This is a genomic window from Nocardia sp. CC213A (assembly GCF_030766805.1).
Classification (GTDB): Bacteria; Actinomycetota; Actinomycetes; order Mycobacteriales; family Mycobacteriaceae; genus Nocardia; species Nocardia otitidiscaviarum.
In genome coordinates, this window is the sequence record NZ_JASFXA010000012.1 from 65,841 (window position 1) to 86,424 (window position 20,584).

The 20,584-nt window shown below is 70.4% G+C and carries 18 protein-coding genes; 7 read left to right on the forward strand and 11 right to left on the reverse strand.

The window, feature by feature from the left end; all coding sequences use genetic code 11:
- The first annotated feature begins 303 nt into the window (after positions 1-303).
- The 3 genes from QJS31_RS21975 to QJS31_RS21985 all read left to right on the forward strand — a co-directional run bounded on the left by QJS31_RS21975 (position 304) and on the right by QJS31_RS21985 (position 4,235).
- A complete protein-coding gene (locus QJS31_RS21975; RefSeq protein WP_029930180.1) occupies positions 304-1,068 on the forward strand; it encodes an ABC transporter ATP-binding protein in 765 nt (254 codons plus the stop codon).
- Positions 1,056-2,630: a hypothetical protein gene (locus tag QJS31_RS21980; RefSeq protein ID WP_282776526.1), complete on the forward strand. Its 1,575-nt coding sequence runs from the start codon at positions 1,056-1,058 to the stop codon at positions 2,628-2,630. Before QJS31_RS21975 ends, QJS31_RS21980 begins: the two co-directional genes overlap by 13 nt.
- Before the next feature lie 186 nt (positions 2,631-2,816).
- Positions 2,817-4,235, forward strand: coding sequence for a vanadium-dependent haloperoxidase (locus QJS31_RS21985; RefSeq protein ID WP_306357584.1), 1,419 nt, complete (start codon positions 2,817-2,819; stop codon positions 4,233-4,235).
- Here the strand turns inward: QJS31_RS21985 and QJS31_RS21990 are convergent.
- Positions 4,208-5,347 (reverse strand): GDSL-type esterase/lipase family protein, encoded by a 1,140-nt coding sequence (locus tag QJS31_RS21990; protein ID WP_306357585.1) that lies wholly within the window; start codon positions 5,345-5,347, stop codon positions 4,208-4,210. The genes QJS31_RS21985 and QJS31_RS21990 overlap by 28 nt on opposite strands.
- 111 nt (positions 5,348-5,458) lie before the next feature.
- Between QJS31_RS21990 and QJS31_RS21995 the strand changes: the two genes are divergently transcribed.
- Positions 5,459-5,941, forward strand: a complete 483-nt coding sequence (locus tag QJS31_RS21995) for a MarR family winged helix-turn-helix transcriptional regulator (protein WP_282776520.1) — start codon at positions 5,459-5,461, stop codon at positions 5,939-5,941.
- Here the strand turns inward: QJS31_RS21995 and QJS31_RS22000 are convergent.
- The gene (locus tag QJS31_RS22000) at positions 5,938-6,888 is read right to left on the reverse strand and encodes a YafY family protein (RefSeq protein ID WP_282776518.1); all 951 of its coding nucleotides are present in this window, start codon (positions 6,886-6,888) and stop codon (positions 5,938-5,940) included. The two genes, QJS31_RS21995 and QJS31_RS22000, sit on opposite strands and share 4 nt — an antisense overlap.
- A 63-nt stretch (positions 6,889-6,951) precedes the next feature.
- Between QJS31_RS22000 and QJS31_RS22005 the strand changes: the two genes are divergently transcribed.
- Complete coding sequence (locus QJS31_RS22005) at positions 6,952-8,115, forward strand: epoxide hydrolase family protein (RefSeq protein WP_282776516.1); 1,164 nt, start codon at positions 6,952-6,954, stop codon at positions 8,113-8,115.
- Positions 8,116-8,126: 11 nt separating this feature from the next.
- On the opposite strand, the gene atzF is transcribed toward QJS31_RS22005, so the two are convergent.
- The 6 genes from atzF to QJS31_RS22035 all read right to left on the reverse strand — a co-directional run bounded on the left by atzF (position 8,127) and on the right by QJS31_RS22035 (position 15,026).
- Positions 8,127-9,740, reverse strand: coding sequence for an allophanate hydrolase (atzF, locus tag QJS31_RS22010; protein ID WP_282776514.1), 1,614 nt, complete (start codon positions 9,738-9,740; stop codon positions 8,127-8,129).
- Positions 9,737-11,845, reverse strand: coding sequence for a 5-oxoprolinase/urea amidolyase family protein (locus QJS31_RS22015; RefSeq protein ID WP_282776512.1), 2,109 nt, complete (start codon positions 11,843-11,845; stop codon positions 9,737-9,739). Before QJS31_RS22015 ends, atzF begins: the two co-directional genes overlap by 4 nt.
- Positions 11,842-12,459, reverse strand: a complete 618-nt coding sequence (locus tag QJS31_RS22020) for an urea amidolyase associated protein UAAP2 (protein WP_282776510.1) — start codon at positions 12,457-12,459, stop codon at positions 11,842-11,844. The genes QJS31_RS22015 and QJS31_RS22020 overlap by 4 nt, the downstream gene beginning before the upstream one ends.
- A gap of 67 nt (positions 12,460-12,526) precedes the next feature.
- Positions 12,527-13,279, reverse strand: coding sequence for a DUF1989 domain-containing protein (locus QJS31_RS22025; RefSeq protein ID WP_282776508.1), 753 nt, complete (start codon positions 13,277-13,279; stop codon positions 12,527-12,529).
- Positions 13,280-13,341: 62 nt separating this feature from the next.
- Complete coding sequence (locus tag QJS31_RS22030; protein ID WP_306357586.1) at positions 13,342-13,488, reverse strand: hypothetical protein; 147 nt, start codon at positions 13,486-13,488, stop codon at positions 13,342-13,344.
- A gap of 5 nt (positions 13,489-13,493) precedes the next feature.
- Positions 13,494-15,026 (reverse strand): sodium:solute symporter family protein, encoded by a 1,533-nt coding sequence (locus QJS31_RS22035; protein ID WP_282776504.1) that lies wholly within the window; start codon positions 15,024-15,026, stop codon positions 13,494-13,496.
- Between the two features lie 258 nt (positions 15,027-15,284).
- On the opposite strand from QJS31_RS22035, the gene QJS31_RS22040 reads away from it, so the two are divergent.
- Positions 15,285-15,941 (forward strand): TetR/AcrR family transcriptional regulator, encoded by a 657-nt coding sequence (locus tag QJS31_RS22040; RefSeq protein ID WP_029930169.1) that lies wholly within the window; start codon positions 15,285-15,287, stop codon positions 15,939-15,941.
- 1 nt (position 15,942) lies between these two features.
- Here QJS31_RS22040 and QJS31_RS22045 read toward each other — a convergent pair whose 3' ends face one another.
- Entirely contained in the window at positions 15,943-17,688 is a 1,746-nt protein-coding gene (locus QJS31_RS22045) for a TerD family protein (RefSeq protein WP_282776533.1), read from the reverse strand.
- Positions 17,689-17,939: 251 nt separating this feature from the next.
- Here QJS31_RS22045 and QJS31_RS22050 point away from each other — a divergent pair, with 251 nt between their 5' ends.
- On the forward strand, positions 17,940-19,562 hold the full coding sequence (locus tag QJS31_RS22050; protein WP_282776502.1) for a DHA2 family efflux MFS transporter permease subunit: 1,623 nt from the start codon (positions 17,940-17,942) through the stop codon (positions 19,560-19,562).
- Here the strand turns inward: QJS31_RS22050 and QJS31_RS22055 are convergent.
- Both QJS31_RS22055 and QJS31_RS22060 read right to left on the reverse strand, forming a co-directional pair.
- Entirely contained in the window at positions 19,552-19,947 is a 396-nt protein-coding gene (locus QJS31_RS22055) for an NUDIX domain-containing protein (RefSeq protein WP_282776501.1), read from the reverse strand. The genes QJS31_RS22050 and QJS31_RS22055 overlap by 11 nt on opposite strands.
- A gap of 28 nt (positions 19,948-19,975) precedes the next feature.
- Positions 19,976-20,509 carry a hypothetical protein gene (locus tag QJS31_RS22060; RefSeq protein ID WP_282776500.1) on the reverse strand — a complete coding sequence of 178 codons (534 nt, stop codon included), beginning with the start codon at positions 20,507-20,509 and terminating at the stop codon, positions 19,976-19,978.
- Positions 20,510-20,584: the final 75 nt, after the last annotated feature.

Genomic DNA, 20,584 nt, shown 5'->3' on the forward strand with positions numbered 1-20,584 from the left:
GTTCCTCGGTGCGCGGCCCACGGATTCGTCGTCGATCGGACCTGAGGGCCTCGCGAGCTCGCGGACGTGAGGCTGCCGCGAGCCGCGGCACCGGATAGCCCCGATTGCCGGTGTCCGGCGGCCCTCGTCTCGAGAACGCGGCAGTCCACGCACCACCTGGGACACGGACTGGGCAGTCGATAGCCTCTGAGTCGGGAGGTCGGGCCACGCGGCGTACGGGCTGCGGCCTGCGGCGTTCGTCACCGTCGACGGTGGTCGCGCCTATATTCGTGATGGGCGAGCAGCGCCCGGGAGAGGGGCACCATGGAGGCGAACGGGCGACCGGCGCTCGAGCTGGACGGGCTGTACAAGAAGTTCGGCGGACCCTGGGTGGTGGAGGGCGTGAGCCTGGCCGTGCCGCCCGGGTCCTTCTTCGGGCTGGTGGGGCCGAACGGGGCCGGTAAGACGACCACCCTGTCGATGGCGGTGGGGCTGCTGCGGCCCGACCACGGGGCGGCCCGGATCTTCGGCACCGAGGTGTGGACCGATCCGGTGCGGGCCAAGACCATGGTCGGGGTGCTGCCGGACGGGCTGTCGCTGCCGGAACGGCTCACCGGACGAGAGCTGTTGAACTACACCGGATTACTGCGCGGGATGCCGCAGGCGACGGTGGTGGAGCGCACCGACGAACTGCTGCACGTGCTCGAACTCGACGGCGCGGAGAACACCGTGGTGGTGGACTATTCGGCCGGTATGCGCAAGAAGATCGGGCTCGCCACCGCCCTGCTGCACGCACCGAAACTGCTGGTGCTCGACGAACCGTTCGAAGCGGTCGATCCGGTGTCGGCCTCGACCATCCGCACCATTCTCCAGCGGTTCGTGGCCGCCGGGGGCTCGGTGGTGCTCTCCAGCCATGTGATGGCGCTGGTGGAGAACCTGTGCGATCAGGTCGCGGTGATCAGCCACGGCCGGGTGGTGGCGGGCGGCAGCGTCGCGGAGGTGCGCGGCGAGGGCACCCTCGAGGAGGCGTTCGTGCGGCTGGTCGGCGGCCGGGTGGCCGGAGACGAGGGGCTGTCGTGGTTGGCGTGATGATCCGCATGCGGCTGCGGCTCACCGCACGCGGCATGCGCAGCGGGCGCGGGGCCATCGGCTTCTGGCTCGGTATCGTCTTCGGCCTCATCGCCGCCGCGATCACCCTGCTGCTGGTCGGTTTCGGCGCGCCCGACAATCTCTACGGGGCGACGAATATCGCCGCCGCCCTGTACACCGCCTGGACGCTGGGCTGGCTGTGCGGGCCCATTCTCACCGGCAGCAGTGACGAGACGCTGCAACCCGAGCACTTCCGCCTGCTGCCGCTGAGCAACCGGCAACTCGCCTACGGTCTGGCGGCTGCCGCCTTCGTCGGCCCGGCAGTGCTGGTGAATCTGCTCGCCTTCTCCGGATTGGTGCTGATCGCGGCGCGATACAGCATCGGCGCGGTGCTGGTGGCCGTGGTCGGCGTCGTGCTGCAACTGGCCTTCGTGGTGCTGCTGTCCCGAGCGCTCACGGGGTGGATCGGGGCGGCCATGCGCTCGCGCCGCGGCCGCGATCTCGGCGTGCTGCTGGCCGGACTGCTCGGGCTGGCCTACTACCCGCTCAATCTGATCGTCGGCAGTCTCGGCCCGAAACTGCGCGACGCCCCGGAGGGCGTGGGCACCCTGCTGCGCGCGGTCCCGTCCGGATGGGCCGCCTACGCGGTGGAGTCCGCCGCCTCCGGCCACTGGTTGCGGGCACTGCTGCCGCTGGCCGGTCTGGCCGCGCTGTCGCTGCTGCTGTGGGAGGCGTGGGCGTGGCTGCTCGGCCGCCGCCTCACCACCCCACCCGCGCCCGCCGAGGAGGTGCGCGCGAGCGGGCGGGCCGGGTTGCTGGACCGCCTGCTGCCCATCAGTCCGACCGGTGCCGTCATCCGCAAGGAACTGCGCACCTGGTGGCGCGACGGCCGCCGCCGGGCCACCCTGCTGCCGCTGCTGCTCATCGGTTTCGCGCTGCCGGTCTTCCTGGCCATCCAGAACGGGAGCACCACCTTCCTGCCGTTCGCGGGTGCGTTCGTGGTGTGGCTGGCCGCCATGTCGGCCACCAATCTGTACGGCTTCGACGGCACCGCCCTCTGGCAGACACTGGTCACACCGGATGCGGCGCGCGCGGATGTACGCGGCCGGGTGCTGGCGTGGTTGTTGCTGGTCGCGCCGGTCGCCGTGATCGCCGCCGTGGTGCTGCCGGGCGCGGTCGGGCAAACGAATATGTACCCGTGGGCGCTGTCCACGCTGCCGGTCCTGCTCGGGGTGGGCGCGGCCGCGGTGATCTTCCTGTCGGTCTATGCCCCCTATCCGATGCCGCCGAACCGCGGCAATCCCTTCGCGTCCTCCGGCAATCCGGGCTGCGCGAAGATTCTCATGCAGTTGGCGGTGGGGCTGGGGCAGCTGGTGGCATCGCTTCCCGTCATCGCCCTGCTGGGAATCGGTGCGAGCCTGGATAATTCGTTTCTGCTGTGGTCGGCCCTGCCGGTGGGGGTCGCGGTCGGGATCGGGTTCGGGCTGCTGGGCCTCTCGCTGGCGACCAAGCGGCTGGAGGCTCGCGGGCCGGAGCTGCTCGCCGAGGTCAAACCCCGCTGACCCGACCCGAAACGCCGGGGACGTGGGACACGCGGGCTACTCGGAGGCCGTCCCATCGCCCCCGGGAATTCGGGTAGCCGACTACTGCCGCGACTCGCAGGAAACCAGCGCATGCTGACAGCGCCGGGCGAGAGATGTCGATCTCCGTCCGCCCGTCGCAGTCGATTCCCCTGGGAGGCAGGACAAGTGGACCAGATTCTGTACTGGAATGCGGTGGCGCTCGAATCGGACCGGATCGCGCACACCGAACCGAAGCAGGCCGAACGCGGAGTGCGCGGCCCGATCGGCAGTTCACGGGCCTTCGCCATCGTGCACCTGGCCATGCACGACGCGTACTTCTCCATCGTCGGTGCGCCGCACGGCACCTGGCTCACCGCACCGCCGGTGGCGGCCAATGGCTCATCGGTGGCGGCGGCCGTCGCGGTGGCCGCGCACACCGCCCTCTCGGTGCTGTATCCGGCGCAGACCGGTCGCTTGGACCGGGCCCTGCGCGAGGCCGCCCTGCCGGGTCCGGGCGTCGGTCGCGGCACCGCACACGGACAGGCCGTCGCGCGCGCGGTGCTCCGGGCCCGCAAGGGCGATCCGGGTACCGACGACAAGAACTACGCGCCCGATACCGCTCCGCCCAATCACCGCCCGGACCCGGTGAATCCGGCCCAGGGGTATTACGCGCCCGACTACGGCGCTCGTTCGCGGTGTTTCGCGGTGACCACCCGCTACACCCTGGACCCGCCGCCGAAGGGGAACGATCCGCGCTATCTCGACGCATTGCGCGAGGTGCGCGGGAAGGGCATCGCGCCCGAGGCCGCCGCCACACTGCCGCCCTGCATCGCCGCGCGCACGGCCGCCGAAACCCTGGTGGGGCTGTTCTGGGCCTACGACGGAGCCAAGGGGCTCGGCACCCCGCCCCGCTTCTTCAATCAGATCGTGCGCGACCTCGCGGCGGCGCGGAACAACACGGCCGATCAGAACGCCCGGCTGTTCGCGCTGGTCAACACCGCGCTCGCCGATGCCGGAATTCTGGCCTGGGACGACAAGTACCGGCACAACCTCTGGCGTCCGATCCTCGGCATTCGCGAGTTCGATCCGTCGATGGGGCCGGACGGCACCGCGGGGGACGCCCTGGACGCCGACTGCGACCCCTGCTGGCGGCCCTACGGCGCACCGCGCAGCAATGTGGTCGCCTTCAACTTCAGCCCGCCGTTCCCGGCCTACCCCTCCGGGCACGCCACCTTCGGCGCGGCCGCCTTCCAGATGGTCCGCCGCTTCTACGGCGTCGATGCCGACGGCCCCGACACCCTCACCGAAGGAATGGGTTTCGTTTCCGGGGAACTCGACGGTCACACCACGGACAACGACGGCGTGGTCCGCCCCCGGCACATCCGCCGCTTCCCGGGCGGTCTCTGGCAGATGATGGAGGAGAACGGCCGCAGCCGCGTCTATCTCGGTGTGCACTGGTCCTTCGACGCCTTCGCCACCGGGCCGGATGGCGGGATGGATCTGTCCCGGAATATCGGTGGCGTGCGACTCGGCCGCGATATCGCCGACGACCTGTGGACGCGCGGCCTGAAACAGTGTCAGGCGGCAGGTCCCAGAACGCCCTGAATCGTGGGCACCGCCATGACCGCGGCCATAGCGCGCGCCCCGGCGTCGTTGAGATGCATACCGTCACTGTCGAATTCGGGCCGGATGAAATTCGGCCGCGCCGGATCCTCCACTGCCGCGGCGACATCGAAGACGCCGTCGAAGACATCCGTGCCGCGCAGCCATGCGTTCACCTGCCGCCGTACGGGCAGCCCGGTCGCGACGGCGAGACCGGGGTAGTAGGCCCCGCCGAACGGGCCGATGGTGTTGGCGTACACGGGTAGCCCCGCCGCGTGCGAGCGCCGGGCCAGCTCGGTGAATCCGGCGATCAGCTCGTCCGCCGGGGTGGTGTACTCATCGAGAATCAGGTCGTTGACGCCGAAGTTCACCAGCACCCCGGCGACGCCGGGCACCGCGAGCACATCGCGCTCGAAGCGGGCCAGTCCGGATTCGCCGATCTGCTCGGTGAGCAGCCGATTTCCGCCGATGCCCTGGTTCACCACCCAGCCGTGTGCCAGTCGCTCGTTGAGCACGTCCACCGACCGGCGGTTCGCTCCGTGCGTAGAACCGGTGCCCTGGAACCAGGAGTCACCGAACGCCACGAGTACGGGCGTATTCGCCGGTGCCAGCACATCGACCCCGGTGACGAAGAACTGCGACGTGACCTCGTGCGCGTCGGGGAGGGCGGGGGCCGCGGTGTGGTCACCGGCCGTCACCCAGGCGGACTCGCCGGGCAACTGCGCGTACGCGGCGAGTCCGGTGTCCTCGGGCAGGTACAGGCTCAGGACCAGATCCGTCCGGGCCGCCACCGGCAGCGCGACCGGGTCACTGATGAGTTCGCCGCGAGCGGGAATCCGTACCGTCGCGGCTCCTCCGAAGCGCACGACCCGGTCGGTCTCCCGCGCGATCTCCGCGCCCTGCGCGCGCACCGCGATACGCGCGGCGCCGATCACGAGCTCCCGATCGGAGTAGCGGTTGGTCAACCGCACCCGGAGCTGATCGCCACCGCCCGCCAGGTGCAGTACCTGCCGCACCGTCTCGTCGGCGAAACGGCGCGGTTCGGCCAGCCTGATCGCCTCGGTCGGATTCACCGTCGCCATCCGGAAACCCGCCACCCACTGCCTTGCCGCCACCGGAACCTCCAAGTAGTTGTTGTGAGGAATATTGCTGAGGCAAGTATTAGCTCCGAATGTTCCGCGTGTCAACTATCCGCGATGCAGTGAAGGCGGTTAGGCTCTGCTGTCGTGGACCCCAAACGCCTCTTCGAAGATCCCCGGCTCACCACCATCGGCCTGTTCCTGGAGGTGCACGAGGGCCTGCTGGCGAAGCTGGAGCCGACCTGGCGGGAGTACGGGCTCTCGGGGCTGGATCTCAATGCGCTCATGCGGTTGAGCCGGTCGCCGGGGCGCAAGCTGCGGATGATCGATCTGGCCGCGCAGACGGGCCTGTCGACCAGTGGTGTCACCCGGCTCGTGGACCGGTTGGAGCGCAATGGATTCGTGCGGCGGGAATCCGCGCCGGGCGATCGGCGCAGCTTCTTCGCGGTGTTGACCGCCGCCGGGGCGACCCGGGTGGCCCGGGTGCTGCCCGCCTACCTCGACGCGGTGGACGAGTGGTTCATCGGGCGGCTCAGTGCCGAGCAACTCGATGCCATGGTGGCCGGGTTGCGGGTGATCCGGGACGCGGTGCATCCCGACGCCGAGCGGACCTCGGACGGCTCGCGCTAGCCGGTGGCCGCCGCGAGCCGGGCGGTGAGGGTTCGGATGTGGTCGACGAGTTCCGTCGGTTCGTGGATGCGGCAGTCGAAACCGAAAACGCCCACATAGACGGCTAATTCGTCGAGGGAGTCGGAACCGGTGTGCAGCACACAGGTGTCCGCGTCGACCGCCTCGATCACGCCGACCGTCGGCGCGATCCGGTCGGCGGCCACCGCCGCGGGCGCGAACAGCGTGATCCGCGCCTGGTAGCGATACGGCGCGGTGCTCACGCCGCGCGAGACGAACCCCGCCGGATCGATTTCCGGTGCGTCGCGCGGGGTGAAGCGCGGGCCGGTCGGGATGCGCGGAGTGAGGCGGTCTACGCGGTAGGTGCGCCAGTCGTCGCGGTCGATATCCCAGCCGAGCAGATACCAGTGCCGCCCGGTGTGGACCAGTCGGTGCGGTTCGACGGAGCGACGGCTCTCGGTGCCCTGATGGGTGCGGTAGTCGAAGCGCAGGCGCTCGTGATCGCGGATGACGGCGGCCAGTGTGGTCAGCACATCCGGGTCGACTCGGGCGGTCCCGGCGGGCACGGTGACCGTGGCCGCCTCCAATGCCGCGACCCGATGCCGCAATCGCGACGGCAGCACCCGTTCGAGTTTGGCGAGGGCGCGCAGCGAGCTCTCCTCGATGCCGGCGATGGTGCCGCCCGCCGCGGTGCGGAGCCCGACGGCCACGGCGATGGCCTCGTCGTCGTCGAGCAGCAGGGGCGGCAGTTTCGCGCCCGCGCCCAGCCGATATCCGGCCACGCCCGCGACGGCGTCCACCGGATAGCCGAGGGTGCGCAGCTTGTCGATATCGCGGCGGACCGTGCGCACATCCACCTCGAGGCGTTCCGCCAGCTCGGAACCGGTCCAGTCGCGCGGTGTCTGGAGCAGCGACAGCAGTCGCAGCAGTCGCGCGGAAGTTTCCAACACAATCCGAAGTCTGCCGTACAGCTAGGGCGGAAACTGTCCTAGGTGTCTCATAACGTAGTTCTCATGAGCAACCAGAGCACCGACATCACCCCCTTCCGGATCGATATTCCGCAGCACCAGCTCGACGATCTGCGTGCCCGACTCGACGCGGCCCGGCTGCCCGCACCGCTGCCCGGCGACGACTGGGACACCGGCGTGCCCACGCACTGGCTGCGCGAACTGGTCGACTACTGGCGCACCGAATACGACTGGCAAGCCGCCGAGGACCGGATCAACCGGCACCCGCAGTTCACCACCGAGATCGACGGACAGCGCATCCACTTCCTGCACGTGCGCTCGCCCGAGCCGGACGCGGTGCCGCTGCTCATGACGCACGGCTGGCCCGGCTCGATCGTCGAATTCCTCGATGTGATCGGTCCGCTCACCGATCCCCGCGCCCACGGCGGGAATCCCGAAGACGCCTTCCACCTGGTGATTCCGTCGCTGCCCGGCTTCGGATTCTCCGGCCCGGTGGCCGACTCCGGCTGGGATGTCGAACGCATCGCCCGCACCTGGGCCGAGCTCATGCGACGTCTCGGCTACGACCGCTACGGCGTCCAGGGCGGCGATATCGGCGCGGCGGTCAGCCCCGAGGTCGGCCGGGTGGCGACCGAGCATGTGATCGGCGTGCACATGAACGGACCGGGGCCGCTTCCGGAACTGCCGCTGTCCGAGGCGGAGCTGGCCTCCCTCACCGATCTCGAGCGCGACCGCATCCACCGGATCGAGGCGTTCATGAACGAGGAGTTCGGCTATATCGCCATCCAGTCCACCCGGCCGCAGGCCCTGGCCTACGGGTTGGTGGACTCGCCGGTGGGGCAGCTGGCGTGGATCATGGACAAGTTCCGGGAGTGGACGCATCCGCGGCCCGTGGCACCGGACAAGATCATCGACCGGGATCGGCTGCTCACCAATGTGATGATCTACTGGCTCACCGGCACCGCGGGCTCGGCGGCGTATGTCGGCTACGCGCAGGACCAGGCGTGGGGTCGGCAGCCGGTCAACTCCGGCGTGCCCACCGGCGCGATCGTGTTCGCGCACGACATCGGCATCCGCAAATTCGCGGAGGCCGAGCACACGATCACGCACTGGGTGGACGTCGCCGATCGCGGCGGGCACTTCGCCGCCATGGAGGAGCCGCAGCTGCTGACCGAGGATATCCGGGAGTTCTTCCGCGGCCTGCGGTGAGCGCCCCGGAGTCAGCCGACCGCGCCCGCGCGCAGGGCCACGCGCCAGTCCCCGTACTCGCTGATGTCCTTGCCGGCGGCCGCGGCCGCCGCGTCGCAGCCGAAACCGGTTGTCCAGGAACCGTCCTCGAGTTCCACCGCGCCGAGCTGCATGGGTGCGGGCAGGGCGCTCAGAAAACGGCCCAGGGCGGCGGGAGCGAGCAACCACCGTTCCCCCGCCACCGCGACACCCGCCTCGCCCTCGGGCAGGCGGGTCACCCCGGGCTTGGGCGGGGTGGTGTCCAGGGCGGCCAGCCGATAGCGCGGGGAGGTCCGCACCGGACCGGCCCAGCGCGCACCGAGATCGTCGAGCTGGAATGCGAGCGGCTGACCGCGCAGGTGCGCGCCGAACACCACGAGTTCGGTGCTGGCCGCGGCCGCCATCGGCCAGGCGGATTCGGGCGGCCGCCGGTGCAGCACCAGGGCGGCGATATCCAGGGCCACCGCGTCCTCGAAGGCTCGCGCCACCACCGATACCCCGAACTGGGCGGCACCCGCTGTCCCGGCCGGAACGGCCACCGCGCACAGGTCGAACAGATTGCAGAAGTTGGTGTAGGTGCCGAGCCGGGAGTTCACCCCGACCGGGTCGGCGGCCACCTCCGCGATACTGGGGTGGTCGGGCGCGGTGGGGATGAGCAGGGCATCGGCTCCGGTCATACTCGCCATGGCAAGCCCGCGCAGCCGCTCCAGTTCGGCCAGATCGGTGACCAGCCGGTGGGCGGGCAGGTCGCGGGCGGCGCGAATGATGGAGCCCACCGTCGGATCGGTCGACTCGAGATGCGTGTCCACGAATTCTCCGACAGCGGAGTATCTTTCGGCCACCAGCGCACCGTCGTACAGCAGGCGGGCGGCGGCCAGGAACGGGGCCGGATCGATCTCGACAATGGTGACCCCGCGCTCCCGCAGGGCCGCGACCGTGCGCGCGAAGGCCGCCCGCCACACCTCGTCGAGTTCCGGGAGCTCGCTGAAGACCGCGACCACGGGCGCGGGCGGCGCGGCCAGCCGGATGTCGCTGGGCCAGGGCCGGTCCGGCGCACCGGCCGCCATCACCGCCATGGCGCGATTCGCCAGGTCCAGATCGGCGGCGAAGACGGTCACGCAATCGTAGGAGCGGCAGGCGGGCACCACGCCCGCGGTGGACACCACGCCCACGGTCGGTTTGACGCCGACGATCCCGTTGAGCGCGGCGGGAATCCGGCCGGAGCCCGCGGTATCGGTGCCGACGGCGATATCCGCCTCACCCCGTGCGACGGCCACCGCCGAGCCGGAACTCGAACCGCCCGAGATGAATTCGGGCCGCAGCGCGCTGGGCACCGGGCCGTAGGGGGAGCGGGTGCCGACCAGCCCGGTGGCGAATTGATCGAGATTGGTCTTGCCGACCACCACCGCACCGGCCGCCCGCAGGGCCGCGACCGCGGGTGCGTCGGCGGCGGGGGCGTAGGCGAAGTCGGGGCAGCCCGCCGTGGTGGGCAGTCCGGCGACATCGACATTGTCCTTGACCGCCAGCCGCAGCCCGCGCAGCGGGCCGTCCGGCACGGGGTCGGCGGCGATCTCGGCCTCGGTACGTCGTCGAATCCACACCGTCATGTCGTGCTCTCCTTCGTCTCCGCGAATTCTCCCGCCGCACGCCACGATTCGCGTTCGGCCGCGAACGCCTCCGCCTGGCGCGCCCGGAAATCCGCGATGGAGTCGGCGTTCTCGTCCAGGAAGGCGCGATGGTCGGCGAGCCGGAACTCGCCCGCCTCGGTGCGCAGCGCTCCGCGTCCGGCCGCGAAATCCGCGCGCAGGTCCAGCAGTTCCGCCGCCGACACCGGATACCAGCGAATGCGGTCGAAGAAGCGCAGCAGCCAGGGCTCCTCGCCGATACCGGACGAGGCGTGGTTCCACACCTGCGTGGTGCGGCCGACGAACTGGTAGCCGCCCGGCCCCTCCATGCCGTAGACACACAGGTAGGCACCGCCGATGCCGACGGCGTTCTCCGGTGTCCAGGTGCGGGCGGGGTTGTACTTGGTGGTGACCAGGCGGTGGCGCGGATCGGTCGGGGTGGCCACGGGCGCGCCCAGATACACGTCACCCAGGCCGAGCACCAGATACTCCGCCGCGAAGACCGTATCGAAAACCTTGTCCACCGACGCCAATCCGTTCATGCGCCGGATGAATTCGATATTCCACGGGCACCAGGGCGCGTCGGCGCGCACGCCGTGCATGTACCGGGTGATGGCCTCCCGGGTGGCGGGATCGTCCCAGGACAGCGGCATGTGCACGGTGCGGCTGGGCACCACGAGTTCCCCGGCGCCCGGCAGCACCGTCTGGGCCTCGGCGAGTAGGTCCAGCAGCGCGGCCGTGGGCAGCCGGTCCGGGTCGGTGCGCACCTGGAGGGAGCGAATGCCCGGGGTGAGTTCGGTGATGCCGGGCTCGGCGCGCTCCAGCAGGTGCTCGTGCAGGGCGTGCACCCGCGCCCGCAGCCCGAGATCCAGGGTCATCTCGCCGTATTCGATGAGTACGCCGTCGTTTCCGGCGCGCCGGTAGGTGATGGCGGTGCCGTCCTCGCTCTCCCGCCGCGCCAGGACGCCGTCATCGCCGTCGCCGCCGCCGGAGAGCACCATGGGCCAGTCGGCCCGGCGGCCCGGCCCGATCGCGTGCAGCGAGGCGGCCCGATCGGCGCGCACCGGAACGAAGCGCACGGTGTCGCCCGGGGTGAGCTGGCCCAGCTTCCAGCGGTCGGCGGCCACCACGGTCACCGGGCAGACGAAGCCGCCCAGGCTCGGGCCGTCGGGGCCGAGCAGGATCGGGGTGTCGCCCGTGAAGTCCAGGGCGCCGACGGAGTACGCGGTGTCGTGGATGTTGGACGGATGCAGCCCGGCCTCACCGCCGTCCAGACGCGCCCATTGCGGCCTGGGGCCGATGAGGCGCACGCCGGTGCGGTCGGAGTTGAAATGCACCTCGTAGTCGGTGCCGACAATGGCGTCGATATCGGCGCGGGTGAAGAACTCCGGCGCACCGTGCGGCCCCTCGGTGACCGCGAGTTCCCAGCGGCGGGTGAGCACCGGCTGTTCGTCGCCCGGCACGCCCGCGCTCCCGCGGCCGATCGGTGCGCCGAAGGTGAGCACATCACCGGCCATGAGTGCGCGGCCTCGCGGTCCGCCGAACTTGCCGAGGGTGAATGTCGCACGGCTGCCGAGGTATTCGGGCGCTTGGATGCCGCCCGCGATGAGCAGATAGCTGCGCATGCCGGGTCCGCGCACCGCACCGATGTCCAGGACTCCTCCGGCGGGCACCCGGACACTGCGCCACTGCCGGACCGGTTGGCCGTTCACCGTCACCGTCACCGGTGCGCCGGTGACGCACACCCGGGTCGGTGCGTCGAAACGCAGTGCGGGGCCGCCGAGCGTGCATTCCAGTCCGGCCGCACCCTCCGGATTGCCCAGCGCCCGGTTGCCCAGGCGGAACGACAGATCGTCCATGGGGCCCGAGGGCGGTACGCCCACGTGCCAGTAGCCCACCCGCCCCGGCCAGTCCTGCACCGTGGACTGCATGCCGGGGCGCAGCACTGTCGCGGCACCCGGGCTGGGCGAATCCGGTTGCACCGGTGCGGAATCCGCCGCTTCGGCTCGGCCACCGGATGCCGCCGTTTCGGCTGGGCGACCGGATGCGCCCGGTGCGGCCGTCGCGCGGGTCACCGCCGCCGTCATCGGCTCACCACCATGCGCACCGGGGTGGGGGCGAAACCATTGCAGGGGTTGTTGATCTGCGGGCAATTCGAGACCAGCACCAGGGTGTCGATCTCGGCGCGCAGGCTGATCTTCTTCCCCGGCGCGGAGCGCCCGTCCACGATGCCCAGCGTGCCGTCGGCCTCCACCGGAACATTCATGAACCAGTTGATATTCGAGACCAGGTCGCGTTTGCCCAGGCCCCACTTCATGCCCTCGGCGAGGAAGTTCTCCACGCAGGCGTGCTGGTGGCGGGTGTGGTGGCCGTAGCGCAGGGTATTGGATTCCTGGGAGCAGGCGCCCGCCACGGTGTCGTGATTGCCCACCTCGTCCGCGACGACGGTCATGAGCGTGGTGCCGGAATCGGTGCGCAGGGCGCTGCCGGTGGTGAGGAAGATGTTGCGCTGGGCGGCGACGGTGGCCTGGGCGCTGTAGCGCTCGGTGTGATCGGACGCCGAGTACAGTAGGCAGTCCACCGCCTGATTGCCGTGCAGGTCGATGATGTCGAGCCGGTCACCGGCGCGGACCACCGCGGACCAGCCGACGCGGGCGGGGACGGTCTCGTCCAGGACGACGGTGCGTTCGAGGGTGCTCATGCTGTGTCCTTTCGCACATGATCGGGGCGCTGTGTGGCCGCGCCGAGTCGGCTGCTCACCCGGCCGCTCATGCGATCGCCTCCAGTGGATGTGCGGCGCGCCAAGCGGTTTCGGTGTTCTCCACCGCGCGCCGGTATTCCGGGTCGGGGTTGTGGACCCGGGGCAGATCGTCGGGGGCCGACCAGGCGACGACATCCAGGTCGGTGACCGGGGTGTCGTCCAGCGGATGCGCGGCGGCGGCGATCAACAGCGTCACCGGCAGATGGATGAGCAGGTCGACGGCCGCGCCCGCGCCCGCGCCGCCGGTGGCGGTCAACGCGCCGTCCGCTGCCACGCGCACGCCCCGGAAGAACGACACCGTCGGGCCGAGATCGCGCGGGGACAGGCCGTGTTTGGCCGCCGCCAGGCGAAGTTGCTGCCGTGCCGCGTCATTCGGTCCGCACAGGGTGTCGTGGTGGCCGGAGCTGTCGGACACGACGGTCGCCAGCACCCGGCCCTGGTCCGACAGCAGGGGATGCCCGGCACCCAGGTACGCCTGCCACGGCACCTTCACCGTATCCGCGACATTCAGCCGCTCCCACGGTGATTCGGCGCGCAGCAGGAACAGGTGGGCACAGGCCGCGCCCGCCGGATCGGCCAGTCGCAGGCGGGTGCCCCGGCCGAGCACCGCCGTGGCGTATCCGCCCGGTGGAATACGCGCGGCGAAGGTGACTGTCCTGCCGTCGATTCCTTCCGGCAGGTCGGGTCCAGCGGTGGCCGCGCTCGCCGCCTGTGATCGGGCGTGTGCCCGTGCCTCGGTGGTGGATGCGGTGCCTGTCATATCGGTTCCCTTCGCGAGTCGGGATGGCTGCCCACCCCGGATGACAGCCGGGGTGGGCGGAATCAGTTGGTGGGTCTGGGATGTCGCCGCTCCGACGGCGGTGTGCCCGATGCCCGGTGGACCGCCCACACGAGTAGCCGCTCCAGCAGCGCGGTGATGATGACGGCGAGGGCGGGGCGGCCCGGCTGGGCGCCGTCCGGCGTGCTCACGCGCCTCATATCGTCGGCACCGTGGCGGGCTGCGCGGCCGCGTCCGCCGGGACCGGCGGCGAGTCGGCCGATCGCGGGTCTGCCGGATGCGGTGCGGTCGCCGCGGCAACCGGTTCCCGGCGGGCCGGGAAGACCGCCAGGGCCACCAGGAAGGTCACCAGCGCCGCCAGGAAGGCGATGAAGGTCGGCCAGCCGTCGAAGCTCGCGGTGATGAGGTCATTGTCGATATGCCACAGCGTGTTCTCCGCGCCGTACACGGTCGGGGTGAGCACGAACAGCACCAGCCGGGTGCCGAGGCCGACGATGATGGACGCGGCCGCCGCCGCGCTGCTCACCCGATCGGTGATGTGCGCCGCCACGAACGGCACGATCAGACCGGCCAGCATGAGATCGAAGGCGAGCGTCAGCAGAATGCCGGTCTGCGGCACCTGCACCGCGAACAGCACCGCCACCGCGACCACCGGGATCATGGTGAAGCGCACATGCCGCAGCAGGGTGTCGTGTCCGGCCGCGTCGGTGGCCCGGCGTCGACCGGCCACATTGCGGGTGGCCACCGAGGCGGTGCCGAGGATCGCCCCGTTCGCCGTCGAACAGGAGGCCGCGACAATGGCCGACAGCACCAGGATGGCGAGTCCGGCCGGAGCCTGGTCGGCCAGCAGGCGCAGCAGGATCGGCCCGTCGCCGTCGCCGACCACGCCCGAGATGGACAGGGCCACAATGGCGTACGGCACGCCGACGACGGCGGTGCCCGCGGCGGCGACGAAGCAGGCCCGCCGGGCGATCCGCGGCGACCGCGCCGAGAAGATGCGCTGCATGAAGTCGATGGCGACGATATCGCCGATGCCCAGCGAGATCAGGGTCGCCCAGTTGATCGGCGCGCCTTCGGAGGTGTTCGTCAGCTGGCCGAAGTCGAAGGGGCCCATGCCCTCCGGAATGGTGATGCCCATGGTGGAGCCGACCCAGATGAGCAGGGCCAGCGAGCCGATGATGGTGATCAGCATCTGCGCCAGCGCGGTGTAGGCGTCGCTGAACATGCCGCCGACCACGGTGTAGGACAGCACGATGGTCACGATGAGCAGCACGCCCGCGGTGTAGGGGATGCCGAGGAACCGCTCGAAGATGTAGCCGCCGGCCACCAGGTTGCCCGCCAGCAGAATGCAGAAGCTGAAGATCATCAGCAGCGACGAGGTCAGCTCGATGCCGCGGCCGTACTTGATGCGGAAGAAGTCGGGCAGGGTGAGCAGGCCCATGCGGTTCATCGGCGCGGCGAAGAAGATGCCGGTGATGAGCAGGCACAGGCCCAGGCCCAGTGGCAGCGAGGCCCCGGCCCAGAAGCCCAGGGAACTGGTGAGGTCGGTATTGCCCAGGGTCGCATTGGAATCGACGGCCTGGCCCATCAGGCCGGCCGCCACCAGAGGCAGCGCCAGGGAGCGTCCGGCGACCAGGAAGTTGGTGCTGTCGCCGTCCACCTTGCGGGCCACGAACAGGCCGATGGCGATGACGGCGACCACGCTGATCGCGATACCGGTGACGATCATGCTCGGCCCCCTCCGGTGGACGGGGCGCAGGACGGATGGGGTGGCTCTGGGAACGATCGGGCGGCCATCGGCGGGTCCTTCATCGAGGCGAATACCTATCGACTGAGAGTTTTCGCCGTGCGATGGCATCGGCGGTGACGGCGGTGTATCCGTCTCGTGGCCGCCGGTAACTTCTGCGTTGCGTGTATTTCTATCGAATGACAGAAACCTCTCACCTGGTGAAATGGGCTACGAGTCCGGATAGGACAGAATGAGGCCGTGACCAATATCGGACCCGGGCGTCCCCGCCTCGAGCCCCGCCGCCGACAGGGCACGACGCCGCGCGCCGAGATCCTCGACGCCGCCGCCGAGCTGTTCACCGCCAACGGCTACGGCAGCACCTCCACCCGGGGCATCGCCGACGCGGTCGGGATCAGGCAGGCGTCGCTGTACCACCACTTCGCCGCCAAGGACGACATCCTCGACGCTCTGCTGGCCGAAACCATCACGGCGGCATTGGAACTCGCGGAGCGGCTGGCGCGGCGGCCGGAGCCCGCAGTGGTGCGCCTGTACGCGCTGGCCTGGTTCGACGTGCGGCAGCTGTGCGCGGCCCGATGGAATCTCGGGGCGCTGTACCTGCTGCCGGAACTACGCTCGCCTCGGTTCGCGGCCTTCCGGGAGCGCCGCGACGAGCTGCGCCGCCACTACGAGGCACTGGCCGCGCGCGTGGTGTCGGAATCGGGCGACGCCGCACCCGGCAGCGAACTGCTGCCCTTCCGACTCGTCGAATCGGTGATCAATATCCGCTCCGACGAAGGAGCGTCACCCGCCTACGCCGAGCGGTTGATCCCCGACGCCATCCTGCACCTGCTGGGCTGGCACGGCGACGCGGACGAGATCCGCGCCGCCGCCATCGACCTGGTCGAGCAGCCCTGACTCAGGACTTGCCCTTGGAGGTGCCCCACTTGAGCTCCCAGCGGTACGCCTGATCCACCGCCAGCTTGCCCCAGTACTTGCGGCCCTGCGGCGGGCGGACGAAGACGCCCTCGCGGCGAACCACCAACTCGCCGTTGATGTTCTCGATCAGGGCGAGCACCATTTCGCGGGAATCGTCCACGCAGCCGTCCACCGTCATCTCGATCGGCGGGGAGCCCACCGGGTAGAGGGTGGCGGTGGCGTGCACGCCGCGGAAGTCGTTCGCGCCCTCGTACAGCGAGGCGAAGACCAGGATGCGGCGGAACTGGGCGGTGTGGTCGAGATTGATGGACAGGTTCTCGCCACCGGCGCTGGCGCCGCTGCGGTCGTCCTGATCCAGCTCGATGAACGGGGCGCGGTGCAGATTGCCCATGGTGTCGAGCGGGCTGATGCAGCCCTTGGAGCCGTCGGTGAGCTCCCAGAAGCAGCACAGATCCAGATCCAGGCCGCCGCTGCCGCCGCGACGGCGGCCGAACAGGCCGGTCGGGGCGTTCGGGACGGTCCAGTTCAGATTCACCCGCATCACACCGGAATTCGCGCCCTGCTTGGTCAGCGAGACCGCCGGGGCCTCCTTGGTCAACGAGATCTTGCCCAGGTTGACCGACGGCGTGGGCGCGGACTGACCCGGGGCTGGTGCCGACGGCGGTTGGTGCTGGCCGGGATTCGGCGGCGGGTACTGGCCGGGCGGGGCCGGATAGCCCTGCGGGCCTGTCTGCTGCTGGCCCGGGGGTGTCGGGTAGCCCTGTGGGCCGGTGTGGTGTTGGCCGGGCGGTGCGGGGTAGCCCTGCGGGCCGGTGTGATGTTGGCCGGGCGGTGCGGGGTAGCCCTGCGGGCCGGACTGATGCTGCCCCGGCATGGGGTAGCCGGGCTGGCCGGGCGGCGGATAGCCGGGGGCCTGGCCGGGCGGTCCGTGCGGGTCGGAGGGGTAGCCCGGTGGCGGCGGCGACGGGTACTGCTGGCCGTGGCCGGGCGGCGGGGGGTACTGCTGGCCCGGCGGTACCGGCTGCTGGCCCGGCGGCGGGTAGCCCGGAGCGGCGGCGGGCGTAAACGGCTGGGGCGGTGGGGTGTTGAACTGGGGCGGCTGCGGAGGAAGTCCGGACTGGGATGCCGGGTCCGGTTGCGGCTGTGTCGGGATCGGTGGTGGCTGCGCCGGAGTCGATTGCGGCTGCGTGGTGCCCGGTTGCGCTGGGGCATCGTCGACGGAGATCCCGAAATCCGTTGCCAGACCGGCGAGTCCGGCCGCATAACCCTGTCCGACCGCGCGGAACTTCCACGCGCCCTGGCGGCGGTACAGCTCGCCGAGGACGAAGGCGGTTTCGGAGGTGGCGTCGGTGCTGTCGAAACGGGCCACCTCCGCACCGGAATCGGCGTCCACCACCCGCACGTGCAGGCCGCGCAGCTGGGAGAAGGTGCCGCCGTCGGAGGAGGCGGCGATGACGATCTTCTCGATTTGCGGCTCCACCTGGGTCAGTCGCACCGAGAGCACATCGGTGACCTGCGTCCCCTGCTGCTTGCCCTCGTGGTTGACCGCACCCGACGGATGCTGCCGCTGGTTGTAGAACACGAAATCGGCATCGGAGCGCACCTTGCCCGATGACATCAGGAGCAGGGCCGATGCGTCGGCATCCGGTACCCCGGGACCCGACTGCCACCCCAACTCCACGCGGACCGCGGAACTCGGCACCGGAACATTGGCGCCCTTCATCATCGACACGTCTCTCAACGTATCCGATCGACGGGTGCGCTGTCCCTGGAGAAGTCGGGCGCAACCTTCCGGCACCATCCCGACCTGTCGGTGGGTGTTCTGGCAAATGTGCAGCACAACGCGTTCGGAATCGTTATCAAAGCTCTTGAATGGGACTTTTCGCCGCTACACTGGACCGGGTTCCGTCGCCGCCTGGAGTGAGTGGCGAACCATCAGCACGACTACACGACTTGCCCGACCCTGGGGAGCGACGAATGTCGGAAGTGGAGCTGGAGGCCGCGACGCCAGCGGGTGCGCGGAAATGGCTGGCGCTGGCGGTGCTGGCGCTGGGACTGTCCATGGTGGTGCTGGACGGCACCATCGTGGCGGTCTCGCTGCCGGTGATCATCGCCGATCTGCACCTGAATTTCACTCAGGCGCAATGGATCACCAGCGTCTACGCGGTGGTGCTGGCCGCGCTGCTGATCACCGGCGGACGGCTCGGTGACCGGCTCGGCCGTCGACGGCTCTTCGCCCTCGGTGTGGTGATCTTCGTGGCGGGCAGTCTGCTCGCCGCCGCCGCGACCAGCGCCGGGCCGCTCATCTGGGGACGCATCGTGCAGGGCGTCGGCGCGGCGGCGGTGCTGCCCGGCACCCTGGCCACCATGAACGCGATCTTCCGTGGGCGGGATCGGGTGATCGCGTTCGCGGTGTGGGGATCGGTCATCTCCGGAGTGGCCGCCATCGGGCCGCTGCTCGGCGGCTGGCTGACCACCGACCACACCTGGCCGTGGATCTTCCTGGTCAACATTCCGTTCGGGGCGGTGGTGCTGGTCGGGCTGCTGCTGTTCGTTCCCGAGACCCGGATGGGTAAGTCCGCGCCCGGCCTCGATGTCGACGGATTCCTGCTCAGCGCGGCGGGTTTCGCGCTCGTGGTGTTCGCCCTCATCGAAGGACAGAGCTACGGGTGGTGGCGGCCGCTGCGAGAGTTCCCGTTGCCGGGGTTCACCTGGTCGGCCGATGCGCCGGTATCGCCGGTTCCGGTGCTGCTGGCCCTGGGCGTGCTGGCGCTGGGGCTGTTCGTGCGCTGGGAGCGGCATCGCATCCTGATCGGTCGCTCGGCGCTGCTGGACCCCGCGCTGTTCCGGATTCCGAGTTTCCGGTGGGGCAATGTCGCCGCCTTCGCGGTGGCGCTGGGCGAATTCGGTCTGCTGTTCGTGCTGCCGCTGTTCATGGTGAATGTGTTGGGGCTGTCCACACTCCAGGCCGGTTATGTGCTCGCGGGCATGGCGGCCGGTGCGTTCCTGGCCGCCGGGATCGCCGAAGGACTGGTGCGTCGGTACGGGCCGGTGCGGGTGGTACAGATCGGGCTGGGGTTGGAGGCGGTCGCGGTGGCGGCGACCGCGTTGTTCGTGACGCCGGATATTTCGGCGTGGTGGCTGGCGGGCATGCTCGCCGTCTACGGCATCGGGCTCGGTATGGCGTCGGCGCAGCTCACCGGGACGGTGCTGGGGGAGGTGCCGCCGGAGAACTCCGGGCAGGGATCGGCCACCCAGAGCACGGTGCGCCAGGTCGGCTCGGCGTTCGGCACGGCCGTGGTGGGCGGTCTGCTGTCGGTGGCGCTCGGCCACGATCTGGCCGAACGGCTGGCCGCGGTGCCGAACCTGCCCGAGGAGGCCGCCGACACCATCGCCACCGCCACCCGGGAATCGGCGGGCGGTGCCATCGCGGGCGTCCGCGAACACGAAGGCGTCACCGAGGTGCTGAACGCCCTGCTCCAAGGTTTCACCGACGCCACCCGCACCACCCTGCTGGCCGCCACGATCTTCCTCCTGCTGGGCCTGGCCGCCGCCACCCTGATCCCGCACCGGCCGCCCGAGACTCCGGTCAGTCGATGAGGCCGAGGTCGCGCAGGTGGTGGAAGACCAGGAGGGAGCCGGGGGCGACGTGCGGCATGGCGGCGTATTCGGCGACCGTGAAGTAGCGGATCTCGGCGATTTCGCTGCTGGGCCGCGGATCGTCGGTGAGTTCGGCGGTGAAGCAGGTCATGTGCAGTCGGGTGCCCGGCGTGTGGCCGTACGCCTCCGCGCGGAAGACGCCGAGTTCGTTCACCGCCGTCACGCCCACACCGAGTTCCTCGCGGATCTCGCGGTGCAATGCGGCCTCCGGCGTCTCGCCCGGATCGATCTTGCCGCCCGCCATGTAGAAGACATCCTTGCCGACCGATCGGGCCTGAATGAGACGGCGATCGCGGATATGGGCCAGGGCAGCGGTGCGAATCACCCGAACCAGCTTAGGGAGTGCCGACGGCTCACTGCGTGGGCGGGGCCAACTTCCAGTGCCGGGTCAGCGCGTCGGCGATCTCGGGCAGGACGGTCACCGGAATACGCTTGTGCCGCAGCATGGTTCGGATCTCGCCGACCTGCTCGCGCTTGCGCATGTCGTAGGCGCTGGCAATGGGCCGCACCACCGGGGGAATCGACAGCAACACCAGTTCACCGTGCGGCTCCTCGCCCCCGTTGAGATCCAGTGCCAGCGCCCAGCGGCCGTGCTCGTCGAGTGCGAAACGGCCCGCCACCACCCGATCCCAGGCGATGGTCTCCGCCGACCACGGCGTCCGCCGCACGATGGCGTCCGCGCCGAGCACCACCCCGTCGCGCTTGAACAGCGCCAGCAGCAGGGCGACGGCCGCGACGGCTCCCACCGCGATACCGGTGAACACCCGGTTCAACCCGAAGGCCGCCACCGTCGCCCCGCACACCGCCAGCAGCGTCAGCGCCCCCACCGACCCGTACGTGGCCGCGCGCCCGCGCGGCACCACCCCGGCCCGCACCACCGTGGTCATAGCGCCTCCCGCATCCGTCGTTCCGCGCCACGGTACCGGGACTTCGTCGAACCCGGCTGACCGGTTTTCCGTCGC

Bases quoted from the DNA above. Each gene is read 5' to 3' on its own strand.
- QJS31_RS22045 (WP_282776533.1), bottom strand. From the start codon at position 17,688: ATGATGAAGGGCGCCAATGTTCCGGTGCCGAGTTCCGCGGTCCGCGTG.
- QJS31_RS22015 (WP_282776512.1), bottom strand. From the start codon at position 11,845: ATGACGGCGGCGGTGACCCGCGCGACGGCCGCACCGGGCGCATCCGGT.
- QJS31_RS22025 (WP_282776508.1), bottom strand. From the start codon at position 13,279: ATGACAGGCACCGCATCCACCACCGAGGCACGGGCACACGCCCGATCA.
- QJS31_RS22020 (WP_282776510.1), bottom strand. From the start codon at position 12,459: ATGAGCACCCTCGAACGCACCGTCGTCCTGGACGAGACCGTCCCCGCC.
- QJS31_RS22035 (WP_282776504.1), bottom strand. From the start codon at position 15,026: ATGATCGTCACCGGTATCGCGATCAGCGTGGTCGCCGTCATCGCCATC.
- QJS31_RS22050 (WP_282776502.1), top strand. From the start codon at position 17,940: ATGTCGGAAGTGGAGCTGGAGGCCGCGACGCCAGCGGGTGCGCGGAAA.
- QJS31_RS22005 (WP_282776516.1), top strand. From the start codon at position 6,952: ATGAGCAACCAGAGCACCGACATCACCCCCTTCCGGATCGATATTCCG.
- QJS31_RS22060 (WP_282776500.1), bottom strand. From the start codon at position 20,509: ATGACCACGGTGGTGCGGGCCGGGGTGGTGCCGCGCGGGCGCGCGGCC.
- atzF (WP_282776514.1), bottom strand. From the start codon at position 9,740: ATGACGGTGTGGATTCGACGACGTACCGAGGCCGAGATCGCCGCCGAC.
- QJS31_RS21975 (WP_029930180.1), top strand. From the start codon at position 304: ATGGAGGCGAACGGGCGACCGGCGCTCGAGCTGGACGGGCTGTACAAG.